Consider the following 20,544-nt stretch of genomic DNA (forward strand, 5'->3'; position numbering starts at 1 on the left):
TCTGCCGCGCGGACCGCCGTCACAGGTTCTCGCCTCCCCCACTGCTCACCACGTAACTGCACTGGGTGTAGCTGTATCCGGGCTGGACGGTGCCGCCCGCGGCGCGGCTGGTCGCCGTCGCGTTGTCGCCGCCCGGCTTGTGCAGGAAGTGGTAGGTGCCCGCGGGCAGCCGGAGCGTCTTCTTCGGGTACTTCTTGCCGCTCGCCTTGCAGGCCTGGCCGGCTCCGGCCGCCTCGCTCGGATACGCCTTGCAGGAGCCGCAGGCGGCGATGGTGACGCGCCCGGTGACGGGACCGGTGTAGAGGACCTCGACCGGGTCGGGCCCGTCGTTGCTGATCACCAGCTCCATCCGGGTGCCTCCGGGGGCGTGCGCGGGCGGCAAGTGGGCGCCTGCGGACGGGCGTTGCTCCGCGATCTCGGCGGCGATGGCGACCTGCCGGGCGCGGGCGCGCCGTTCGTCGCTCTTGTACGTGCCCGCGAAGCCGGCCAGCGTCTTGCGTGACTCGGCGAACTTCTTGTCCCTGAACTGGTCGATGCCGCAGGCGTACACGCCGTCCTCGACGGCCGTGTCGACGTCGCCGCGCAGATGCTCGGGGGCGGGGGCGGGCAGCTCCTTCGCGGTGTCGCCGATGCGCCGCAGTTCGTCGGTGGCGCGGCAGGGTTCGGCGCCGCCCAGCTCACCGGCGCGCCGGTCGACGGCGTCGCGCACGGCGGGTTCGACCTTCGCGGCCTGGTCCGACTTCGGGAACGTGCGCAGGAGTTGGCCGAGTTCGCCGCCCTGGCCGTCGCCCTCGCCGGAGCCGAGTTTGCCGGTGCCGCACCCCAGGAGGGAGGTGGCGAGCCGGTCGTCGGGCCAGGTGGCGAGCGAGCCGAGGACCTCGCGGTCGATGGTCTTGGGGACGTCCCGCAGGTATGCGAGGGGCGCGACCGCCGCACAGTCGTCGTGCTCGGCGTACGGCGCGGCGACGGCCTTGTAGTAGGCGTCGAGGCTGTCGTGCACGCGGTGGGCGGCCCGGGAGCCGGGGTGGTTCTCGGTGAGGTCGTGGTAGCCGTCGAGGGCGGTGCGGTAGTCGCCCCGGGACTGCGCGAAGTCCTGGGCCGACGCCTTCTTGACGAGGGCGTCGGTGCGGTCGAGGCGGTCGAGGAGCATCTTCTCCACGGCGTCGTCGCGCAGGCTGTCGTAGACGAGCACGCCCCCGGCGGGCACGGCGAGCAGCACCACGCCGAGGACGACGGCAAGGGCGGGCCTGATCCGTGCGGCGGTCGCGGGTGCGCGCAGGCCCCGGCGGGCGCCGTCCGCGGCCGCGATCAGCAGCACGGCGAGGTAGCCGACGACCGCCCAGCGCGGCACTCCGTCGGCGTCGGCGGGCAGGGCGACGATCAGCAGCCCGGCGCTCGCGCCGAGGCAGAGCACGGTGAGCAGCCGGCGGCGCAGGAAGGCGTAACCGAGGCCGAGGCCCGAGAGGTTGAGGAGTCCGGTGGCGGCCGCGCGGGCCGGGTCGGCCGGTCCCGGGGGCGCCTTTGGCGGAGGTGGCGGTGCGTACGGCGGTCCCAACTCCGGTGTGTTGGAGGGTTGTTGGGGCGGATATCCGTAGCCCGGCGGCGGTCCGGGCGGCATCGGCGGCAGCTCGTGCCGCCCGCCCTCGGGCGGCATCTGCGGGGGCGGCCCGAACCCGCCGCTCTCACCGCCTCCCCCGTCGCCGCCGCTTCCCGGCCCCGTGCCGTCGGACGCGTCCCCCGGCCACCTCATCGCGGTCCCCCAACCGTCAGGTGTCACAGTCCCTTTGCCACGATCCGGGCGGAACGGCGGACCTGTCAATCGGTCATGCCCCGCCGACCGCCCCCAACTGCCTTTACGTCCCGAACTCTTGACGGCCTCACTCGACCCCCTTTAACTCAACCCTTGAATTAAGACGCTCGGGCACGAAGCACCGCTCCACCATCACCGGTCACGGGACCATCGGGAGGGAACGTTGCGTCACCACAGACACACCAGCGGGGGCACCGGACGGAGAAGGCGCGCCGCCTTACTGGCCGTCTCCGCGCTCGCCGCCGGACTGCTGCCCCTGACCACCGCGGGACCGGCCGCGTCCGCCGACGACCCGGCGCCCGTGCCGGTCGACCGCTTCGAGGGCGAGGTGCCGTTCGCCTCGCAGCCTGCCGAGGGCCTCTTCACCTGGGGCGGCGACGCGGACGACAACCCGAAGCTGGAGCTGAAGGAACGCGCGGACGCGCCCGAGGGCGCCAAGGTCCTCGAAGGCTCGTACGACATCAGCGGCTACGGCGGCTTCAGCCATGACTACGCGGCCGATCAGCCGGCCCACGACTGGTCGGCGCACAAGGGCATCCGGTTCTGGTGGTACGGGGACGGCTCCGGCCGCAAGCTGACGTTCGAGATCAAGGACGGCGGCGCGCACGGCGAGGCGTCCGAGCTGTGGAACACCTCGTTCACTGACGACTTCTCGGGGTGGAAGCAGGTCGAGCTGCCGTTCACGCAGTTCGCGTACCGCACCGACTACCAGCCCGTCGGCGGCATCGACCACGTCCTGGGGCTCGACAAGATGTGGGGCTACGCCGTCACGCTCCCCGTCGGCTCGAAGTCCGGGTTCGCCATGGACGACGTCGAGTTGTACGGCAAGGCCGATCCGGCGCTGCGGGCGCAGGTGACGACGGACGCCGCCGTGTACCCGGTGAAGGAGGGCGGCTCGGCGAAGGTGAAGCTGTCGGTGACGACCACCGGCAACGTCCCGGTCTCCGACGACGTCACCGTCACGTACGCCACCGAGGGCGGCACGGCGACGGCCGGCACGGACTACACCCCGGTCAGCGGCACGGTCACCTTCCCGGCCGGCACCGCGTCGGGCGCCTCGAAGACCGTCACCGTCGCGACCGCCAGGGACGGCGAGAAGGCGGAGACCGCCGAGACGATCCCGCTGAAGCTGACGGTGACCGGCGCGAAGGCGCCCGCGGAGACCCCGCAGGTCGTCGTCGACGCGCACGGCCTCCCCTACCTCGACGCGAAGCTGCCGGTGAAGAAGCGGGTCGCCGACCTCGTCTCCCGGATGTCGCTCGCGGAGAAGGCCGGTCAGATGACGCAGGCCGAGCGCGGCGGTGTGGGTGCGGGCGCGGACGTGACCTCGTACGACCTGGGGTCGCTGCTCTCCGGCGGCGGTTCGACGCCGACGCCGAACACCGCGGCGGCCTGGGCGAAGATGATCGACGGCTTCCAGCTGCGCACGCGGGCCACCCGCTTCCAGATCCCGCTGATCTACGGCGTGGACGCGGTGCACGGCCACAACAACCTCGTCGGCGCGACCATCCTGCCGCACAACATCGGCATGGGCGCGACCCGCGATCCCGGGCTCGCCGAGAAGGCGGGGGCGGTGACCGCGTCCGAGGTGCGCGCGACCGGTGTCCCGTGGGACTTCGCCCCGTGTCTGTGCGTCTCGCGCGACGAGCGCTGGGGCCGCTCCTACGAGTCGTTCGGCGAGGACCCGGCGCTCGTGAAGTCGATGGAGACGATGATCCAGGGCTTCCAGGGCCGCGCCGACGGCAGCGACCTGGACCGCGACGACAAGGTGCTCGCCACCGCCAAGCACTTCGTGGGCGACGGCGGCACGGCGTACGGCTCGTCGACCACCGGCACGTACACCATCGACCAGGGCGTCACGACGGTGACGAAGCAGGAGCTGGAGTCGGTGCACATGGCCCCCTTCAAGGAGGCGGTCGAGCGCGGGATCGGCTCGGTCATGCCGTCGTACTCCTCGCTCGACATCGTCGGCGACGGCGAGGGCCCGGTGAAGATGCACGCCAACGGGCCGATGATCAATGGAGAGTTGAAGGACGGGCTCGGCTTCGACGGGTTCGTCATCAGTGACTACAACGGCATCGACCAGATCCCGGGCGACTACGCGAGCGACATCCGCACGTCGGTGAACGCGGGCATCGACATGGTCATGGCCCCGTACGCGTACAAGGACTTCCGCGACGGCCTCGTCACGGAGGCGAAGGCCGGGCGGGTGAGCGAGCAGCGGATCGACGACGCCGTCTCCCGCATCCTCACCGAGAAGTTCAAGCTCGGTCTCTTCGAGAAGCCGTATGCGGACACCTCGAACGCCGGCGAGATCGGCGGCTCCGCGCACCGCTCGGTCGCCCGGCAGGCCGCGGCCGAGTCGCAGGTGCTGCTGAAGAACGACGGGAACGTGCTGCCGCTGAAGAAGTCGCAGAAGGTGTACGTGGCCGGGTCCGACGCCGACGACATCGGCAACCAGAGCGGCGGCTGGACCGTCACCTGGCAGGGCTCGTCCGGGAACATCACGGACGGCACGACGATCCTCCAGGCCATGAAGAAGGCGGCCCCGGACACCACGATCGCGTACTCGAAGGACGCCTCGGCGTCGACCGACGGGTACGACGTGGGCGTGGTCGTCGTCGGCGAGACCCCGTACGCCGAGGGCATCGGTGACGTCGGCAACGGCAACGACCTGTCGCTGACCGCCGCCGACCGGGCCGCCGTGGACAAGGTGTGCGGCGCGATGAAGTGCGTGGTGCTCGTGGTCTCGGGCCGGCCGCAGCTCATCGGCGGCCAACTGGGCGACATCGACGCCCTGGTGGCGTCCTGGCTGCCGGGCACCGAGGGCGACGGAGTCGCCGACGTGCTCTACGGCAGGAAGCCCTTCACGGGTCAGCTCCCGGTCACCTGGCCGAAGTCGGAGTCCCAGCTGCCGATCAACGTGGGCGATGCCTCGTACGATCCGCAGTTCCCGTACGGGTACGGGCTGACGACGCTGACGAAGGTGCCGGGCGGCGGCGAACACACCCTCAGGGCGCTGGAGCTCGCGGCGCGGCACGTGCACGACGCGAAGGCCGGGCGCGCGCTCGTCGACAAGGCGCGTCTGATCGTCCAGGAGAAGGCGGCGGGGAAGGTCTCCGCCGCGTGGGCGAAACCGTTCGCGAACGCCGATCACCTCTCGCTCAGCGGTGACCACGCGGGGGCGATCGCGCAGCTGATCACCGCCTACCGCGCCCTGTAAATCAGGCCGCTCGACATAAAAACCGCAGGTCAAAAGACTATACACTCGGTGTACAGTCCATGTGTATAGTGCGCGGCATGCCTGCTGCGCGTAAGAAGATGATGAAAATGCACGCGGGGTTCCGGACGGCCGCCGTGGCCGCGGCCGCCGGAACCCTGCTGCTCGGTCTCAGTGGCTGTACGAAGTACGACACGACCAAGCCGAGCGGCGCCCGTACCGCGACGGCCGACGACGCGAAGCCCGCCGCCGCGTTCGGCACGGTCGACTGCCGCAAGGCCAAGTGCGTCGCCCTCACCTTCGACGCGGGCCCGAGCCGGAACAGCCCCCGGCTGCTCGACATCCTCAAGGAGAAGAAGGTCCCCGCGACGTTCTTCCTGCTCGGCAAGAACCACATCGCCAGCCACCCGGACCTGGTCAAGCGCATGGCGCGCGAGGGCCACGAACTCGCCAGCCACACCTGGGACCACAAGATCCTCACCGACATCGACGACGCCGAGATCCGCCGGGAGTTCCGCAGCGTGGACGACGCGGTGGAGAAGCTCACCGGCAAGCGCCCCACGCTGATGCGCCCGCCGCAGGGCCGCACGAACGACCACGTCAGCAAGCTCGCCAAGGAGGAGGGGCTCGCGCAGGTCCTGTGGGACGTGACGACGAAGGACTACACGCTGCCGCCCTCGAAGACGATCACCGAGCGGGCCGTCTCGCAGACGCACCGGGACTCGATCATCCTGCTGCACGACATCTACAAGAACACCGTGCCCGCGGTGCCCGGCATCATCGACCGGCTCAAGGCGAAGGGCTACGTCTTCGTGACGGTCCCCCAGCTGCTCGCACCCGGGAAGGCCGAGCCGGGCAAGATCTACAAGCCCTGACCCGGAGCCGCGGGGAATGTCCACTCGGCGCCTCGCTCTGTCCATGGTGAGCGGCGGTGGGCTGATCGACGTCGCCTGCGCGCCCCCGCGCGCTGCGTGCACCGGTGCGCGTAAGTGAACCCGGCGTCCACGCCCGGGTCGTCGGCCGTCGCCGGGTCACATGTGCTCCACGGGGCGCCGCGCCGCACCCCGGTGCCCAGGCAGAGCGGGCCGAGGTCCTGGTGCACGGCGGCGTCCGGCGTGAGGAACCGCATCCAGCCGCAGTGACCGTTCGACCTGTGTGATCCACCCATGTCCGGGCCGATCCCGCCGCACGGGTGCGGCGGGCACCAGGGTGGCGCGGGGGGGCTCAGCCCAGCCGCACCGGCAGCCGCCCGTACCCGAACGCGATGAACGACTCGACGTGCTCGGCGCCGTCCTCCAGGGTCAGCTCCGGGAACCGGTCGAAGAGCGCGGGCAGGGCGACAGCGGCCTCCAGGCGGGCCAGCGGGGCCCCGATGCAGTAGTGCACACCGTGGCCGAAGGCGAGGTGTTCCTTGTCGGCGCGGGTGACGTCGAAGGCGGCCGCGCCGGGGCCGTGGCGCTGCGGGTCGCGGCCCGCCGAGGCGTAGGAGGCGAGGATCGGGTCGCCCTGCGGGATCACGGTGCCGTCGGGCAGGACGATGTCCTCGACGGCGTAGCGCAGCGGCAGGTTGGCGATGGACGGGGCCCAGCGCAGCGTCTCCTCGATGACGTCGCTCCAGGCGGCCTCGCCGGAGCGGACGCGGGCCAGCTCCTCGGGGTGGGTGAGCAGGGCGTGGGCGGCGTTGCCGATGAGGTTGACGGTGGTCTCGTGGCCGGCGCCGATGACGAGCAGCAGGGTGTCGAGGAGTTCCTGCTCGGTGAGGCCCGAGCCCTCGTCGTCACGGGTGGCGATCAGGACGCTGGTGAGGTCGTCGCCGGGCCGGGCCCGCTTCGCCGCGACGAGGCTGCCGAGGAGCTCGTGGACCTCCGCCCAGATCGCCATGGCCTCGTCGGGCGTGATCGTGGTGTCGATGATCCCGGCGACCAGGCGTGCGGCGTCGGCCCGCTGTTCCTCGGGCAGGCCGAAGAGTTCGCAGATGACCTGCATCGGCAGCGGATGCGCGAAGGCGGCGCGCAGGTCGACGCGGCCGTCGGGGGCGGCGGCCATCGCGTCGAGGAGCGCGCCGGTGATCTCGCGGATGCGGGGTTCCAGGGCGTCGGTGCGGCGCTTGGTGAACGCGGGCGAGACGAGCTTGCGCAGCCGGCGGTGGTCGGCGCCGTAGGCGGTGAACATGTTGGTCACGCCGACCCAGCTCATCAGCCAGCTCTCCTTGACCTCGCCCTTCGCCCAGGCGGGCCAGTGCCGGCCGGGGTCCTTGGAGACCCGGTCGTCGGCGAGCAGTCGCTTGAGCACGTCGTGGCGGGTGGGCGCCCAGGCGCGGATGCCGCCCGGCAGTTCTATGAGCGCGGCGGCGCCCTGGGTGCGCAGCCGGTCGTTCTCGGCGTGCAGGTCGCGGCCGGCGGGGTCGAGGACGGTGGGGGTGTGGGGACCGTTCAGCGGACTGGTCATGGGTGTGTCTGCTCCTGACGGTGGGGGGACGGGGGCGGGCAGCTGCGGGCGGATCCAGAGCAAGATCATCCTTGCGCAACTGATCGTAGGCACGCGCCAGTTGATGTCCAACCCCCGCGACACGCCGGCCCGAACACGGCGCACCTCGCCCCGTCACGGGGCTGGCCGCCTAGCATCACGCCATGGCAGCCCGGATCAGGATTCTTCGCGACACGGCACTGAGCCCCGCCGAGGCATGGCGCCGGCTGACCACGTGGGAGCGGCACGGGGACGTCGTGCCGCTGACCCGCGTCACGGTGACCACGCCGCCGCCGACGGCCGCGGGCACGGTGTTCGTGGCCCGGACGGGCGTGGGGCGGCGGCTCGGTTTCGACGACCCGATGGAGGTCGTGGCGTGGCAGCCGCCGCGCCGCTGCCGCCTGGAGAAGCGGGGCCGACTGGTCACCGGCTGGGCGGAGTTCGAGGTGCGGGCGCTCGGCTGCCGAGGCGGCGCCCAGGTGGAGTGGCGGGAGGAGGTGCGGGTGCGCGGGGTGCCCGCGGCGGCGGATCCGGTGCTCGCCGCCGCGGGCCGGTGGATGTTCGGGCGGGCGGTGGACGGTCTGCTGCGCGCCGAGTGACCGCCCGCGTCACCTGCAGCAGCGGCGGGTCCGCGTACCGCTACAGCAGCGGCGGATTGGCGTACCGCACCAGCTCCAGGGCCTGTTGCGGGAACCAGTCCCCCGCGTCCGGGTCGACGGTGCCGCGCTCGGGATCCTCCGGGCCCGCCGTGCCGCGCAGGCACAGGCCGTCCGACTGGCCCGGTGTCTTGATCCACAGACGGGCGTCCTGGAGCGGGTCGCCGGTGCGCAGGGTCGGGCGGGCGCCGAGGCCGCGGTCCGGCGGGTTGCACCAGTCCTGGGCGTCGGTGTACTTGCCCGCGGGCGGGATCCACGGGCCCTGGCCGTTGCGGCTGGAGTCGGTGACGAAGTGCGTCATCCGGGCGGCGGGCACATAGACGTGTGCGTCGATCCACGCCTGCGCCTCGTCCCGCGGCCACCACTGGTGCGGGCACTCTGCGACGTCGCCGCCCCCTCGGACGTACGCGATGCACGACGAGATCAGCTTCCCGTACCAGGAGTTGGCGTCGTCGCTCTGGTAGTTGGAGACGTTGGTGAAGAAGCCGGAGGCGCGGCCGACACCGCCCTTGATCAGGCGCGGCACGATGGAGTCGACGGTGTGCCAGCCCGCGTGCCCGGTGTCGAGGTAGACGCGGGTGCCGGGCAGCGGCTCCAACCGGTCGACGGCGTAGTTCACTTCGGCGTACCGGGCGGCGGTCTTCGTGCCCTGCGCGTCGTCCTGCCCGCAGTCCGCGGGGAGCAGGGCGAGCGAGTCGGGTTCGAGGATCACCAGGGCGTCACGGGCTCCGATCCCGCGGCCGACGGCGTCGATCCACGCCTGGTACTCGGCGGTGTTCGCGGCCCCGCCCGCCGAGTAGTTGGCGCAGTCGCGCCCGGGGACGTCGTAGAGCACGAGCGCGGGAACGGCGTCGTCGCGGGCGGCGTCCCGCACGATGTCGCGGACGAGCCGCTCCACCTCGACCGGGCTCTGGTCGCCGAACCAGACGGCCTGCGGGGTGGCGACCATGGCCGCGATACCGGCGGCGTCCCGCAGTTGCCCGGCCCTGACGAGGTCGGCGGCCTGCCGCAGGGCGTCGGGGTCGGGGGCGGGTACGTAGAGGCGGGGGCCGCGCTGCGCTTCGGGTTCGGCGGCCCCGGCCGGGGTCCCCGCGGCGAAGAGCGTCGCCAGCGCGACGGACAGGGCGGCTATGGCGGTTGACGCACGTCTCACATGCCTGAGAGGGCCTCGCACGGGTCGACTCCTGGGTCCGGAACGGTCACGGGGGACTTGCACGGGACAGGTGGGAGCGCTCCCAAAACAGGGTCGCGACAGGAGGGGAGGGCGTCAAGTGGCGTGCGGGAAGTTGCTGTTGGCGGGTGCCGGGGCGAGCGCGGCGGTGACGGTCGGGACTCCGGAACGACGAACGGGCACCGTCACGGACAGTCCCGCGCCGTCCGGCACCGTGGGCAGCTCCACGCCGCCCGGCACCGCGGACGGCACCACGCCGCCCGGCACCGCAGGCAGCACCACGCCGTCCAGCACCGCAGGCAGCACCACGCCGTCCGGCACCGCAGGCAGCTCCACGCCCTCCGGCACCGCGGGCGGCACGCGCAGCGGTGGGGCCCCGGGGGCCGTCCCCGGGGCCCCGCCGACAGGAGGCCGTGGCTCAGGCCACCGACCCGATCCGCCGCGCCGCCCCCACCTCGTGGTGGATCGGCGTGTGCGCCCCGGTGAGCGAGACCCCGCTGCCGCCGCGCCGGGCGGCGACGATCTCGGAGGCGATGGAGACCGCCACCTCCTCCGGGGTACGGGCACCGAGGTCGAGGCCGATGGGCGAGCGCAGCCGCGCCAACTCCAGTTCACCGACGCCGACTTCGCGGAGTCGGTCGTTGCGGTCGAGGTGGGTGCGGCGCGAGCCCATCGCCCCCACGTACGCGACGGGGAGCCGCAGTGCCAGCTGGAGCAGCGGCACGTCGAACTTGGCGTCGTGCGTGAGGACGCAGAGCACGGTGCGGGCGTCGACCTCGGTGCGCTCCAGGTACCTGTGCGGCCACTCGACGACGATCTCGTCGGCGTCGGGGAAGCGGGCGGCCGTCGCGAAGACGGGGCGCGCGTCGCACACCGTGACCCGGTACCCGAGGAACCGGCCCATCCGCACCAGCGCCAACGCGAAGTCGATCGCGCCGAACACGATCATGCGGGGCGCGGGCACGGACGACTCCACGAGCAGCGTGAGCGGCGCTCCGCACCGGGAGCCCTGCTCACCGATCTCCAGGGTGGCGGTGCGGCCCGCGTCGAGATACGCGGCCGCCTCCTCCCGGACGGTCCGATCCAGCTCGGGGTGGGCGCCGAACCCGCCCTCGTACGAGCCGTCGGACCGCACGAGCAGCGCCCGGCCCCGCAGCTCGGCGGGCCCGGACACGATCCGCGCGAGCGCCGCCGCCTCCCCCCGTGCGGCGGCGGCGAGCGCGGACCCGAGCACCCGGCGCGCGGCCTCGTCCGAGGCGCGTACCGGGGTGACGAGGATGTCGATGATGCCGCCGCAGGTGAGCCCTACGGCGAACGCGTCGTCGTCGCTGTACCCGAACCGCTCCAGGACGCACTCGCCGTCCTCCAGGGCCTGTTGGCACAGGTCGTAGACGGCGCCCTCGACGCAGCCGCCGGAGACCGAGCCGATCGCGGTGCCGTCGCTGTCGACGGCGAGCGCCGCGCCCGGCTGCCGGGGCGCGCTGCCGCCGACGGCCACCACGGTGGCCACGGCGAAGTCGCGTCCCTGCTCGACCCACCGGTCGAGCTCTTCGGCGATGTCCAGCATGTCTCGGTCTCCTCACGGATGCAGGGGCGATGGAATCGAGTGTTACTTGACGCCGAGCCAGCTCTCGATCGGGTGCAGGCCGAAGTAGACGAGGAAGACGAAGGTCAGCACCCACATGAAGGCGCCGATCTCGCGGAACTTCCCCTGCGCGGCCTTGATCGCCGTGTAGGCGATGACGCCGGCGCCGACGCCTGCGGTGATCGAGTACGTGAACGGCATCAGGGCGACGGTGAGGAACACCGGCACCGCGACGGACCGGTCGGACCAGTCCACGTGCCGGGCGTTCTGCATCATCATCGCGCCGATGACGACGAGCGCGGCGGCGGCGACCTGTCCCGGCACGATCTGCGCGAGCGGCGTGAAGAACAGACCGAGCGCGAAGAACAGACCGGTGACGACCGACGAGAGGCCGGTGCGGGCGCCCTCTCCGACCCCCGTGGCCGACTCGATGAAGACGGTCTGGCCGGAGGCACCGGCGACACCGCCGATCGCACCGCCCGCGCCGTCGATGAACAGCGCCTTGGACAGGCCCGGCATCCGGCCCTTGTCGTCGGCGAGCTTCGCCTCGGTGCCGACGCCGATGATGGTGGCCATCGCGTCGAAGAACCCGGCGAGCACGAGGGTGAAGACGATCATGCCGACGGTCATGCCGCCGATGGAGCCCCAGCCGCCGAACTCGACGTGTCCGAAGAGCCCGAAGTCGGGCATGGAGACGGCGCTGCCGGACAGCTCGGGCGGGCTGCCGCCCCAGACCTTGGGGCTGAGGTCGAAGACCGCGTTGACGACGACGGCGAGGATGGTGCCCACGACGATGCCGATCAGGATCGCGCCCGGGATGTTGCGCGCCTGGAGCATGAAGATCAGGAGGAGCGTGACGCTGAAGAGGAGCACGGGCCAGCCGGAGAGCTGACCGCCGGTACCCAGGGTGACCGGGTTGCCCTTGCCGACGAAGCCGGCGTTGACCAGGCCGATCAGGGCGATGAACATGCCGATGCCGATGGTGATGCCGTGCTTCAGGGCCAGCGGGATCGCGTTCATGATGATCTCGCGCAGACCGGTGACGACGAGCAGCACGATCACGACGCCGTAGAGCACGCACATGCCCATGGCCTGCGGCCACGTCATGTTGGGCGCCACCTGGGTGGCGAGCACGCCGGAGACGGACAGGCCCGCGGCGAGGGCGAGCGGCACCTTGCCGACGAAGCCCATCAGCAGGGTGCACACGGCGGCGGCGAGCGCGGTGGCCGTGATCAGCCCGGCGTGGCTGAGCTTGTGTCCGGCGGCGTCGGGGCCGCCGAGCAGCAGCGGGTTGAGCAGGAGGATGTAACACATCGCCATGAAGGTGGTGATGCCACCGCGCACCTCACGGGCGACGGTCGATCCTCGTTCGGATATGTGGAAATACCGGTCGAGCCAGGACCGTCCGGCGGGCTGGCGCGTTCCCGCGCCCGCGTCCTGCGCGGTGGTCCTCGGCTCCACGGACTGCTGGGTCATGGTGCCTCGTTTCCCAAGGTTCAAAGGGGCGCCCGTGAAGTGCCGCACGGCACACGGGGTTTGGGATGGCTGCACAACCCGGGGGACGGCCCGAGACGCAGTGGTGCGGCGGGGGCGCCGGCACGGCAGGCCGGCACCCCCGCGGGACGGATCAGGCGGATGCCGTGCCCGTCAGGTGCTCGGGCCGGACCGGAGTCCGGTTGAGCTCAAGCCCCGTCGCGTTCCGGATCGCCGCGAGGACGGCCGGGGTGGACGACAGGGTCGGTGCCTCGCCGATGCCGCGCAGCCCGTACGGGGCGTGCTCGTCGGCGAGTTCGAGCACGTCGACCGGGATGGTCGGCGTGTCGAGGATCGTGGGGAGCAGGTAGTCGGTGAAGGAGGGGTTCCTGACCTTCGCCGTCTTCGGGTCGACGACGATCTCCTCCATGACGGCGATGCCCAGGCCCTGGATGGTGCCGCCCTGGATCTGTCCGATCACGGACAGCGGGTTGAGGGCCTTGCCGACGTCCTGGGCGCAGGCCAGCTCGATGACCTTGACCAGGCCGAGCTCGGTGTCGACCTCGACGACGGCGCGGTGCGCGGCGAACGAGTACTGCACGTGCCCGTTGCCCTGACCGGTGCGCAGATCGAAGGCCTCGGTGGGCCGGTGGCGCCACTCCTCCTCGATCTCGACGACCTCGCCCTCCAGTACGTCGACCAGGTCGGCCAGGACCTCGCCGCCGTCGGTGACGACCTTGCCGCCCTCCAGGAGGAGTTCGGCCGTGGCCCACGCCGGGTGGTAGGTGCCGAGCTTGCGGCGCCCGATCTCCAGGACCTGCTCGCGCACCAGCTCACAGGCGTTCTTGACGGCGCCGCCGGTGACGTACGTCTGGCGGGAGGCGGACGTCGAACCGGCCGAGCCGACCTGGGTGTCGGCGGGGTGGATGGTCACCTGCGCGACGCCCAGCTCGGTGCGGGCGATCTGCGCGTGGACGGTGATACCGCCCTGGCCGACCTCCGCCATGGCGGTGTGCACGGTCGCGACGGCCTCGCCGCCGACCACCTCCATACGGACGCGGGCGGTCGAGTAGTCGTCGAAGCCTTCGGAGAAGCCGACGTTCTTGATGCCGACCGCGTAGCCGACGCCGCGCACGACGCCCTCGCCGTGCGTGGTGTTGGACAGACCGCCCGGCAGCTGGCGCACGTCGGAGCCCTCACTGGACTCCCACTGGCGCTCCATCGGCAGCGGCATCGCCTTGACGCGGCGCAGCAGTTCGGCGACCGGCGCCGGGGAGTCGACCGGCTGCCCGGTCGGCATGATGGTGCCCTGCTCCATGGCGTTGAGCTGCCGGAACTCCACCCGGTCCATGCCCAGCCTGTCGGCCAGCTTGTCCATCTGTGCCTCGTACGCGAAGCACGCCTGGACCGCACCGAAGCCGCGCATGGCGCCACAGGGCGGGTTGTTGCTGTAGAGCGCGATGGCCTCGATGTCGACGTCGTCGACGACGTACGGGCCGACGCTGAGCGACGACGCGTTGCCGACGACGGCCGGGGACGCCGAGGCGTAGGCGCCGCCGTCGAGGACGATCTTGCACTTCATGTGCGTGAGCTTGCCGTCCTTGGTCGCCCCGTGCTCGTAGTAGAGCTTCGCGGGGTGGCGGTGGACGTGCCCGAAGAACGATTCGAAGCGGTTGTAGACGATCTTGACGGGCTTGCCGGTGCGCAGGGCGAGCAGGCACGCGTGGATCTGCATCGAGAGGTCCTCGCGGCCGCCGAAGGCACCGCCGACGCCGGCGAGCGTCATGCGGACCTTGTCCTCGGGCAGGCCGAGGACGGGCGCGATCTGCTTGAGGTCGCTGTGCAGCCACTGGGTGGCGACGTACAGGTCGACGCCGCCGTCCTCGCTGGGCACGGCCAGGCCGGACTCGGGGCCGAGGAAGGCCTGGTCCTGCATGCCGAAGGTGTACTCGCCCTTGACGATGACGTCGGCGCGCGCGGCCGCCGCGTCGGCGTCGCCGCGCACGATCGGCTGGCGGTGCACGATGTTGGGGTGCGGGACGTGGCCGATGTGGTGGTCGTCGCGGTTCTCGTGGACGAGGATCGCGTCCGGCGCGGTGGCGCTGGCCTCGTCGGTGATGACGGGCAGCTCGCGGTACTCGACCTTGATCTTGGCGGCGGCGCGGCGCGCGGTCTCCGGGTGGTCGGCGGCGACGAGGGCCACCGGCTCACCGTGGTGGCGGACCTTGCCGTGCGCGAGAACCGGGGTGTCCTGGATCTCCAGGCCGTAGTTCTTCACGTCGGTGGGCAGGTCGTCGTAGGTGAGGACCGCGTAGACACCGGAGGTCGCGAGGGCCTCGCTGGTGTCGATGGAGACGATCTCGGCGTGCGCGACGGTGGAGCGCAGGATCTGGCCCCAGAGCATGTCCTCGTGCCACATGTCGGACGAGTACGCGAACTCGCCGGTGACCTTGAGGGTGCCGTCCGGGCGGAGCGTGGACTCGCCGATGCCGCCCTTGGTCCTGGCGCCCTGTGTGACGTTGAACGGGATACCGGTGGTCGCCATGGACTCAGACCTCCTCGGTGGCGGACTGCCGGGCCGCGGCGAGCCGCACGGCGTCCATGATCTTCTCGTAGCCGGTGCAGCGGCACAGATTGCCGGAGAGCGCCTCGCGGATGTCCGCGTCCGACGGGTTCGGGTTGCGCTCCAGCATCTCGTCGGCGGCGACGAGCAGACCGGGGGTGCAGAAGCCGCACTGGACGGCGCCGGCGTCGATGAACGCCTGCTGGATCGGGGCGAGTTGCGTGCCCTCGCCGGTCTGCGAGTCGGTGCCCTTCTCGGCCGACCAGCCCTGGGCCTCCTGCAACGACGTACCGCACGCGCCGCCCTCGTGGGACCCGCAGCCGCGGTGGGCGGCGAAGTCGGCGAGCCCCTCGACGGTGACGACCTCGCGGCCCTCGACCTGTCCGGCGGCGACCAGACACGAACACACCGGTACGCCGTCGAGGCGGACGGTGCAGGAACCGCACTCGCCCTGCTCGCAGGCGTTCTTCGAACCGGGCAGCCCGAGGCGCTCACGCAGCACGTACAGCAGGGACTCGCCCTCCCACACGTCGTCGGCTTCCTGCTTGCGGCCGTTGACCGTGAAATTGACGCGCATTACGCGACGCCCCCCATCGTGTTGCTGCTGCGGTAGGACTCCCAGGCCCAGGTCAGCGTGCGCCGGGCCATGATGCCGACGGCATGCCGGCGGTACGAGGCGGTGCCGCGTACGTCGTCGATCGGGTTGCAGGCGCCGGAGCACAGATCCGCGAACTGCTTGGCGACCGACGGGGTGATGATCTTGCCGTTGTCCCAGAACCCGCCTTCTTCGAGCGCCGAGTTGAGGAACTGCTCGGCCTCCTTGGCGCGGACCGGGGTCGGGGCGGCGGAGCCGATGCCGGTGCGCACGGTCCGGGTCTGCGGATGCACGGCGAGGCCGAAGGCACACACGGCGATGACCATGGCGTTGCGGGTGCCGACCTTGGAGTACTGCTGCGGACCCTGCGCCTTGGGCAGGTGCACGGCGCGGATCAGCTCGTCGGGCGCGAGGGCGTTGCGCTTCACACCGGTGTAGAACGCGTCGATCGGGATCATGCGGGTGCCGCGCACCGACTCGACCTCGACCTCGCAGCCGTTCGCGAGCAGCGCGGGGTGCGCGTCACCGGCCGGGGATGCGGTGCCGAGGTTGCCGCCGACGCCGCCGCGGTTGCGGATCTGCGGCGAGGCGACGGTGTGCGAGGCGAGCGCGAGACCGGGAAGCTCCGTACGCAGCTCTTCCATGATCTTGGTGTACGGGACGGAGGCGCCGAGCCGGACCGAACCCTCGGGTCCCTCGCCCGTCTCCCACTCGCTCAGCTCTCCGATGCGGTTGAGGTCGAGGAGGTACTCGGGCCGCCGGTGGTCGAAGTTGATCTCGACCATCACATCGGTGCCGCCCGCGATCGGCACGGCTGTGGGGTGCTCGGCCTTGGCGGCGAGCGCCTCCTCCCAGCTGGCGGGGCGAAGGAAGTCCATGAGCGGCTCTCTTCTTGTCATCGTGGATCGTGGATCGTGGATCGTTCGTTGATCGTCTTGCGATGCGATCGAGCCACGGATGTGCGGATCTCAGAGGCTCGTTCATGTGCTGTTCACGTGGAGTGGGGCAAGTACACAGCGCGGTACTCCACCGGGGTCAGTCACGGAAACCATGAAGGAGTTGGCTGACCACGAGGGGTGTCTTGTAGATTCGTATGAACGGAGGGCATCAGAAACCTCTCGGTTTCCTTCGGGAAACGTACGACGCACTCCCCCAAGCACCACTTCGAGACAGATCGGCGGCGACGAAGACATGCGGCTGCGCGCATTGCTGGACACGGACGCGCTGGGCCTCAGGCTCCTCGGCGGCGAGGAAGAACTGGACCGTACCGTCCGCGGCGTGATGACCACGGACCTGCGGGACCCCAGCCGCTATCTGTCGGGGGGCGAGCTGGTCCTCACGGGCCTGGCCTGGCGCCACGACGCGTCCGACTCGGAGCCCTTCGTACGGATTCTGAACGCGGCCGGGGTGACGGCCCTCGCGGCCGGCGAGGCGGAGCTCGGCGCCGTCCCGGAGGACCTCGTCCAGGCCTGTGCCCGGCACCGGCTGCCGCTGTTCGCGGTGAACGAGCGGGTGGCGTTCGCGACGATCACCGAGCACGTGGTGCGGCAGGTCTCCGGCGAGCGCGCGGGCGACCTGGCGGCGGTCGTGGACCGGCACCGGCGCCTGATGACGTCGGGCCCGGCCGGCGGCGGCCCCGACGTGGTCCTGGACCTGCTCGGCAGCGACCTGGACCTGCGCGCCTGGGTGCTCTCGCCCGCGGGCCGCGCGATAGCCGGTTCCAGCTCCGCCGGGCCCGAGCTGCCCGTGGAGGTCTGCGCCCGGCTGGCCGCCGAGCACCTGTCGGCGACCCGTTCCGGCCGCAGGGCGCCGCACCGCGTCGCGATCGAGGGCACCACGTACTCGCTCTTCCCGATCCGCTCCGGCGCCCGTGGCGTGGCCCCCGCGGCCTCCCGCGACGTCCGTGAGACGGTCCTGTCGGACTGGCTGCTGGCCGTCGAGGCGGACGCGGGCGACTGGCCCGAGGAGCGGCTCGACCTGCTCCAGGGCGTCACCCAGCTGATCTCGGTGGAGCGCGACCGGCGCGACGCGGCCCGTACGGTACGCCGCAGGCTCGCCCAGGAAGTCCTCGAACTGGTCCAGTCGGGCGCGGCCCCGGCCGAGATCGCGGCCCGGCTGCGGGTGGCGGCCCCGGTGCTGCTGCCGGGCCTGGGCGCGGCCCCGCACTGGCAGGTCGTCGTGGCGAAGGTCGAGTGGGAGGGCGGGGACATCGAGGGCGGCCCGGTCGCCCAGTCGCTCCTGGAGGAGATCCTCGTCGACCCGCTGGCCTCGGGCCCGGAGCCGTCCGACCGGATCGCCGTCGCGCACACCGGCGACGAGGCGATCGCGCTGGTGCCGCTGCCCGCGGTGCCGACGGACGAGAACGGCGCGGAGCAGGGTCTGATCGCCGACTCACTCCTGGAGTCCGTGCGGAACCCGCTGTCGGCGGGGCTCGCGGACGACGGCCGCCTCACGATCGGCGTCAGCGCCGCCGTGCACTCGGCCGAGGGGCTGCGCGGCGCGCTGGAGGAGGCCCGGCACGCCCGCCGGGTGGCGGCGGCCCGCACGGGCCTGGTCTGCGCGGCCGGCCACCAGGAGCTGGCGTCCCACGTCCTGCTGCTGCCCTTCGTCCCGGACGACGTGCGCCGCGCCTTCACGGCCCGGCTCCTGGACCCGCTGCGCGACTACGACCGCAAGCACCGCGCGGAGCTGATCCCGACCCTTGAGGCGTTCCTCGACTGCGACGGCTCCTGGACCCGCTGCGCGAGCCGTCTCCACCTCCACGTCAACACGCTGCGCTACCGCGTCGGCCGTATCGAACAGCTGACGAACCGTGATCTGTCGCGTTTGGAGGACAAGTTGGACTTCTTCCTGGCACTGCGCATGAGCTGAGCCGCGGCGGATCGGCAACCCCACGGGTTTGTGAAAAGTTTCACCCACCCCCTTGGCCGGGCACGCTGATCCATGCTGAGATGCCCCTCATCAACTCGGCTCGACGGCGTGCTCGGGGAGGGCAACGTGGCGCATCCCGCCATGTCTGGTACCGGAACGAACGCAACGGACGATCCACTCCAGACCGCCATATGGCGGCTGCGCTCCCGCGGGTGCTGGGCCGACGCGGCCGCGCTCCTTGACCGTCACGCGGCGACCGATCCGGCGGCCGCGCTGCAACGGGCGGCGCTGCTCGTCGAGCGGTGTCTGTACACGGAGCAGGGCTGGCCGGAGGCGGAGGACGCGCTGCGCGCGGCGGAGGCCCTCGCCCACACCACGGAGGAGCGCGGGGCCGCGGCCTGCGAGCGGGGTCAACTCGCTTATGCCGCTACGTTGTTGAAGGTACGGGACCGGGTCGACGAGGCCCGTTCGGCGTTCGGCCGGGCGGCGGCGATGATCGCTCCCGGGGCGGCGGGGCGGGCGTTGCTCGACTTCCGCCGCGGCCTGATGGCGGAGAACCTGTCGGACGCGCCGCAGGCGGCCCGGGCCGCGTACCGGCGGGCGCACGCCGGGGCGACGGCCCACGGCGACATACTCCTCCTCTCCTTCACCTGGCGGCATCTGGCCGGACTCGCCCTGCGCGAGGGGGAGTTGGCGGAGGCGCGCCGCGGCTTCTCGGAGTCGCTCCGGCTCCGCGAGGAGCTCGGCTTCCTGGTCGGCACGGCTCCGGCCCTGGTCTCCCTGGCCGAGGCGGAACCCGAACCGGAGACAAAGGCCCGCCTCCGAGCGGAAGCGCTCCGCTTGTTCCGGTTGCTGGGTGGGGTGCCGACGTGGTTGGCGGGGGTGTTGCCGGCGGCGGCATAGCCGCGATGGGCTGTGGTCGTGCCCCGTAGGGGCGCGGGGAACTGCGCGACCAGCCGAGACGGTGCTGCACCCGGCGATGGCGCGACCGGGACCGAGCTGGACGCCGGTTGGAGCGCTCACCCCGCGCCGGGGTGCTGCCTTGCCCACCCTGCCGCCCATGGCGGCAGATTGGCCCAAGGCTCCGGGGCACGGCGGATTGCCCAAGGCGGCGCGGCGCGTGGTGGTGGATTGCACGAGGCGGGGCGAGAGGGGTGCCGGCAGGGGCGCGGGGAACTACGCGATCGGGCCCCACCGGAGCCGCACCCGGCCACGCCCCACGCACCAGGCAGACGGTCAGCCGCCGAAGTGCTCGCGCAGGACGCAGTGGATCAGAGATGTGTCCTGGGCCTCCAGCGCGTCCAGCAGTGCCACGTGCTGGGCCGCGTCCCGGGGGAGATCGCAGGCGGACCATGCGATCCGGCCCCGCAGGTCGTCGGCGACCTGGACCAGTTGCTCGTTGCCGCCCAAGGAGAGCACCGCCCGATGGAACGCCCGGTCCGCCTCGGCGTACCGCGCCAGATCCCCGGAGACCGCCGCCCGGACCGTCTCCTCGGCGCCGGGCCGCAACGAGGCCCAGCGCCCCGCGGCAACCGTGCGGGCCAGCTTCAGGATCACCGGCACCTCGATGAGCGCCCGCACCTCGGCGAGCTCCGACAGTTCGCGGGCGGTCCGCTCGGCGACCCGGAAGCCCCGGTTCGGCACGACCTCGACCGCGCCCTCCCGGGCCAACTGCTGCATGGCCTCGCGCACAGGCGTGGCCGAGACACCGAACCGCTCCCCCAGGACCGGCGCCGAGTACACCTCTCCGGGCGCGAGCTCGCCGGAGACGAGGGCGGCCCGCAGCGCGTCGAGGACCTGCCCACGCACCGAGGTCCGTACGACCGCGACCCGCGGGGGCGGCGGCTCGCTGTGCGTGTGGTCACCACGGCTCTGCTCGGGCACGGGCGGCCGCGGCACCGACAGCCCCGCGGACGCGGGCGCGCTGCGCTGCTCGGGCACCCCGTGGGACGCCGTCGCCGTGCGCGGTCTGGCCTGCTCCACCCCGGTCATCCCCATCGCCGCCGTTCCTAGCCGTTCGTTGCCCTTTGTCCGAAGCCCAACGCAGAACCATAGGCCGCCGGGCCCCCAGTTCAAACCCCGACGTCGTCGGGTAAGGTAAGGCTTACCTGCAAACGATCGTGATTCGGTGGTC

Annotated in this window: 15 protein-coding genes; 5 read left to right on the forward strand and 10 right to left on the reverse strand. The window is 72.0% G+C overall.

Annotated elements, in window-relative coordinates; translation table 11 throughout:
* Positions 1-19: 19 nt before the first annotated feature.
* Complete coding sequence (locus J3486_RS09270) at positions 20-1,750, reverse strand: hypothetical protein (RefSeq protein WP_229377689.1); 1,731 nt, start codon at positions 1,748-1,750, stop codon at positions 20-22.
* A 223-nt stretch (positions 1,751-1,973) separates the two neighbouring features.
* Between J3486_RS09270 and J3486_RS09275 the strand changes: the two genes are divergently transcribed.
* Together J3486_RS09275 and J3486_RS09280 are read left to right on the forward strand one after the other, a co-directional pair.
* Entirely contained in the window at positions 1,974-5,033 is a 3,060-nt protein-coding gene (locus tag J3486_RS09275) for a CIA30 family protein (RefSeq protein WP_207819668.1), read from the forward strand.
* Between the two features lie 98 nt (positions 5,034-5,131).
* Positions 5,132-5,905, forward strand: coding sequence for a polysaccharide deacetylase family protein (locus tag J3486_RS09280; RefSeq protein ID WP_207819738.1), 774 nt, complete (start codon positions 5,132-5,134; stop codon positions 5,903-5,905).
* A 349-nt stretch (positions 5,906-6,254) separates the two neighbouring features.
* Here the strand turns inward: J3486_RS09280 and J3486_RS09285 are convergent, their stop codons facing one another.
* Positions 6,255-7,478: a cytochrome P450 gene (locus J3486_RS09285; RefSeq protein WP_207819669.1), complete on the reverse strand. Its 1,224-nt coding sequence runs from the start codon at positions 7,476-7,478 to the stop codon at positions 6,255-6,257.
* A gap of 182 nt (positions 7,479-7,660) precedes the next feature.
* Between J3486_RS09285 and J3486_RS09290 the strand changes: the two genes are divergently transcribed.
* Positions 7,661-8,095, forward strand: coding sequence for an SRPBCC family protein (locus tag J3486_RS09290; protein WP_207819670.1), 435 nt, complete (start codon positions 7,661-7,663; stop codon positions 8,093-8,095).
* Between the two features lie 40 nt (positions 8,096-8,135).
* Here the strand turns inward: J3486_RS09290 and J3486_RS09295 are convergent, their stop codons facing one another.
* From J3486_RS09295 to J3486_RS09325, 7 genes are all read right to left on the reverse strand, one after another.
* The gene (locus tag J3486_RS09295; protein ID WP_307804746.1) at positions 8,136-9,305 is read right to left on the reverse strand and encodes a glycoside hydrolase family 6 protein; all 1,170 of its coding nucleotides are present in this window, start codon (positions 9,303-9,305) and stop codon (positions 8,136-8,138) included.
* Between the two features lie 114 nt (positions 9,306-9,419).
* Positions 9,420-9,659, reverse strand: a complete 240-nt coding sequence (locus J3486_RS09300) for a hypothetical protein (RefSeq protein ID WP_207819672.1) — start codon at positions 9,657-9,659, stop codon at positions 9,420-9,422.
* Between the two features lie 82 nt (positions 9,660-9,741).
* On the reverse strand, positions 9,742-10,890 hold the full coding sequence (locus tag J3486_RS09305; protein WP_207819673.1) for an XdhC/CoxI family protein: 1,149 nt from the start codon (positions 10,888-10,890) through the stop codon (positions 9,742-9,744).
* A 42-nt stretch (positions 10,891-10,932) separates the two neighbouring features.
* Positions 10,933-12,384 (reverse strand): NCS2 family permease, encoded by a 1,452-nt coding sequence (locus tag J3486_RS09310; protein ID WP_207819674.1) that lies wholly within the window; start codon positions 12,382-12,384, stop codon positions 10,933-10,935.
* A gap of 151 nt (positions 12,385-12,535) precedes the next feature.
* Positions 12,536-14,926 carry a xanthine dehydrogenase family protein molybdopterin-binding subunit gene (locus J3486_RS09315; RefSeq protein WP_207819675.1) on the reverse strand — a complete coding sequence of 797 codons (2,391 nt, stop codon included), beginning with the start codon at positions 14,924-14,926 and terminating at the stop codon, positions 12,536-12,538.
* Between the two features lie 4 nt (positions 14,927-14,930).
* Positions 14,931-15,521 (reverse strand): (2Fe-2S)-binding protein, encoded by a 591-nt coding sequence (locus J3486_RS09320; protein WP_207819676.1) that lies wholly within the window; start codon positions 15,519-15,521, stop codon positions 14,931-14,933.
* Positions 15,521-16,417: a xanthine dehydrogenase family protein subunit M gene (locus J3486_RS09325; RefSeq protein ID WP_207819677.1), complete on the reverse strand. Its 897-nt coding sequence runs from the start codon at positions 16,415-16,417 to the stop codon at positions 15,521-15,523. The genes J3486_RS09320 and J3486_RS09325 overlap by 1 nt, the downstream gene beginning before the upstream one ends.
* Before the next feature lie 313 nt (positions 16,418-16,730).
* Between J3486_RS09325 and J3486_RS09330 the strand changes: the two genes are divergently transcribed.
* Positions 16,731-18,410, forward strand: a complete 1,680-nt coding sequence (locus J3486_RS09330; protein WP_207819678.1) for a PucR family transcriptional regulator ligand-binding domain-containing protein — start codon at positions 16,731-16,733, stop codon at positions 18,408-18,410.
* Positions 18,411-18,551: 141 nt separating this feature from the next.
* Positions 18,552-19,313 (forward strand): hypothetical protein, encoded by a 762-nt coding sequence (locus J3486_RS09335; protein WP_207819679.1) that lies wholly within the window; start codon positions 18,552-18,554, stop codon positions 19,311-19,313.
* Between the two features lie 333 nt (positions 19,314-19,646).
* Here the strand turns inward: J3486_RS09335 and J3486_RS09340 are convergent, their stop codons facing one another.
* Positions 19,647-20,408, reverse strand: coding sequence for a GntR family transcriptional regulator (locus J3486_RS09340; RefSeq protein WP_207819680.1), 762 nt, complete (start codon positions 20,406-20,408; stop codon positions 19,647-19,649).
* Positions 20,409-20,544 lie beyond the last annotated feature (136 nt).

Source organism: Streptomyces sp. VRA16 Mangrove soil (assembly GCF_017377775.1).
Lineage (GTDB): Bacteria > Actinomycetota > Actinomycetes > Streptomycetales > Streptomycetaceae > Streptomyces.

Coding starts and splice junctions, on each gene's coding strand:
- J3486_RS09270 (WP_229377689.1), bottom strand. CDS start 1,750: ATGAGGTGGCCGGGGGACGCGTCCGACGGCACGGGGCCGGGAAGCGGC.
- J3486_RS09280 (WP_207819738.1), top strand. CDS start 5,132: ATGATGAAAATGCACGCGGGGTTCCGGACGGCCGCCGTGGCCGCGGCC.
- J3486_RS09285 (WP_207819669.1), bottom strand. CDS start 7,478: ATGACCAGTCCGCTGAACGGTCCCCACACCCCCACCGTCCTCGACCCC.
- J3486_RS09290 (WP_207819670.1), top strand. CDS start 7,661: ATGGCAGCCCGGATCAGGATTCTTCGCGACACGGCACTGAGCCCCGCC.
- J3486_RS09305 (WP_207819673.1), bottom strand. CDS start 10,890: ATGCTGGACATCGCCGAAGAGCTCGACCGGTGGGTCGAGCAGGGACGC.
- J3486_RS09310 (WP_207819674.1), bottom strand. CDS start 12,384: ATGACCCAGCAGTCCGTGGAGCCGAGGACCACCGCGCAGGACGCGGGC.
- J3486_RS09315 (WP_207819675.1), bottom strand. CDS start 14,926: ATGGCGACCACCGGTATCCCGTTCAACGTCACACAGGGCGCCAGGACC.
- J3486_RS09320 (WP_207819676.1), bottom strand. CDS start 15,521: ATGCGCGTCAATTTCACGGTCAACGGCCGCAAGCAGGAAGCCGACGAC.
- J3486_RS09325 (WP_207819677.1), bottom strand. CDS start 16,417: ATGGACTTCCTTCGCCCCGCCAGCTGGGAGGAGGCGCTCGCCGCCAAG.
- J3486_RS09330 (WP_207819678.1), top strand. CDS start 16,731: ATGCGGCTGCGCGCATTGCTGGACACGGACGCGCTGGGCCTCAGGCTC.
- J3486_RS09335 (WP_207819679.1), top strand. CDS start 18,552: ATGTCTGGTACCGGAACGAACGCAACGGACGATCCACTCCAGACCGCC.
- J3486_RS09340 (WP_207819680.1), bottom strand. CDS start 20,408: ATGGGGATGACCGGGGTGGAGCAGGCCAGACCGCGCACGGCGACGGCG.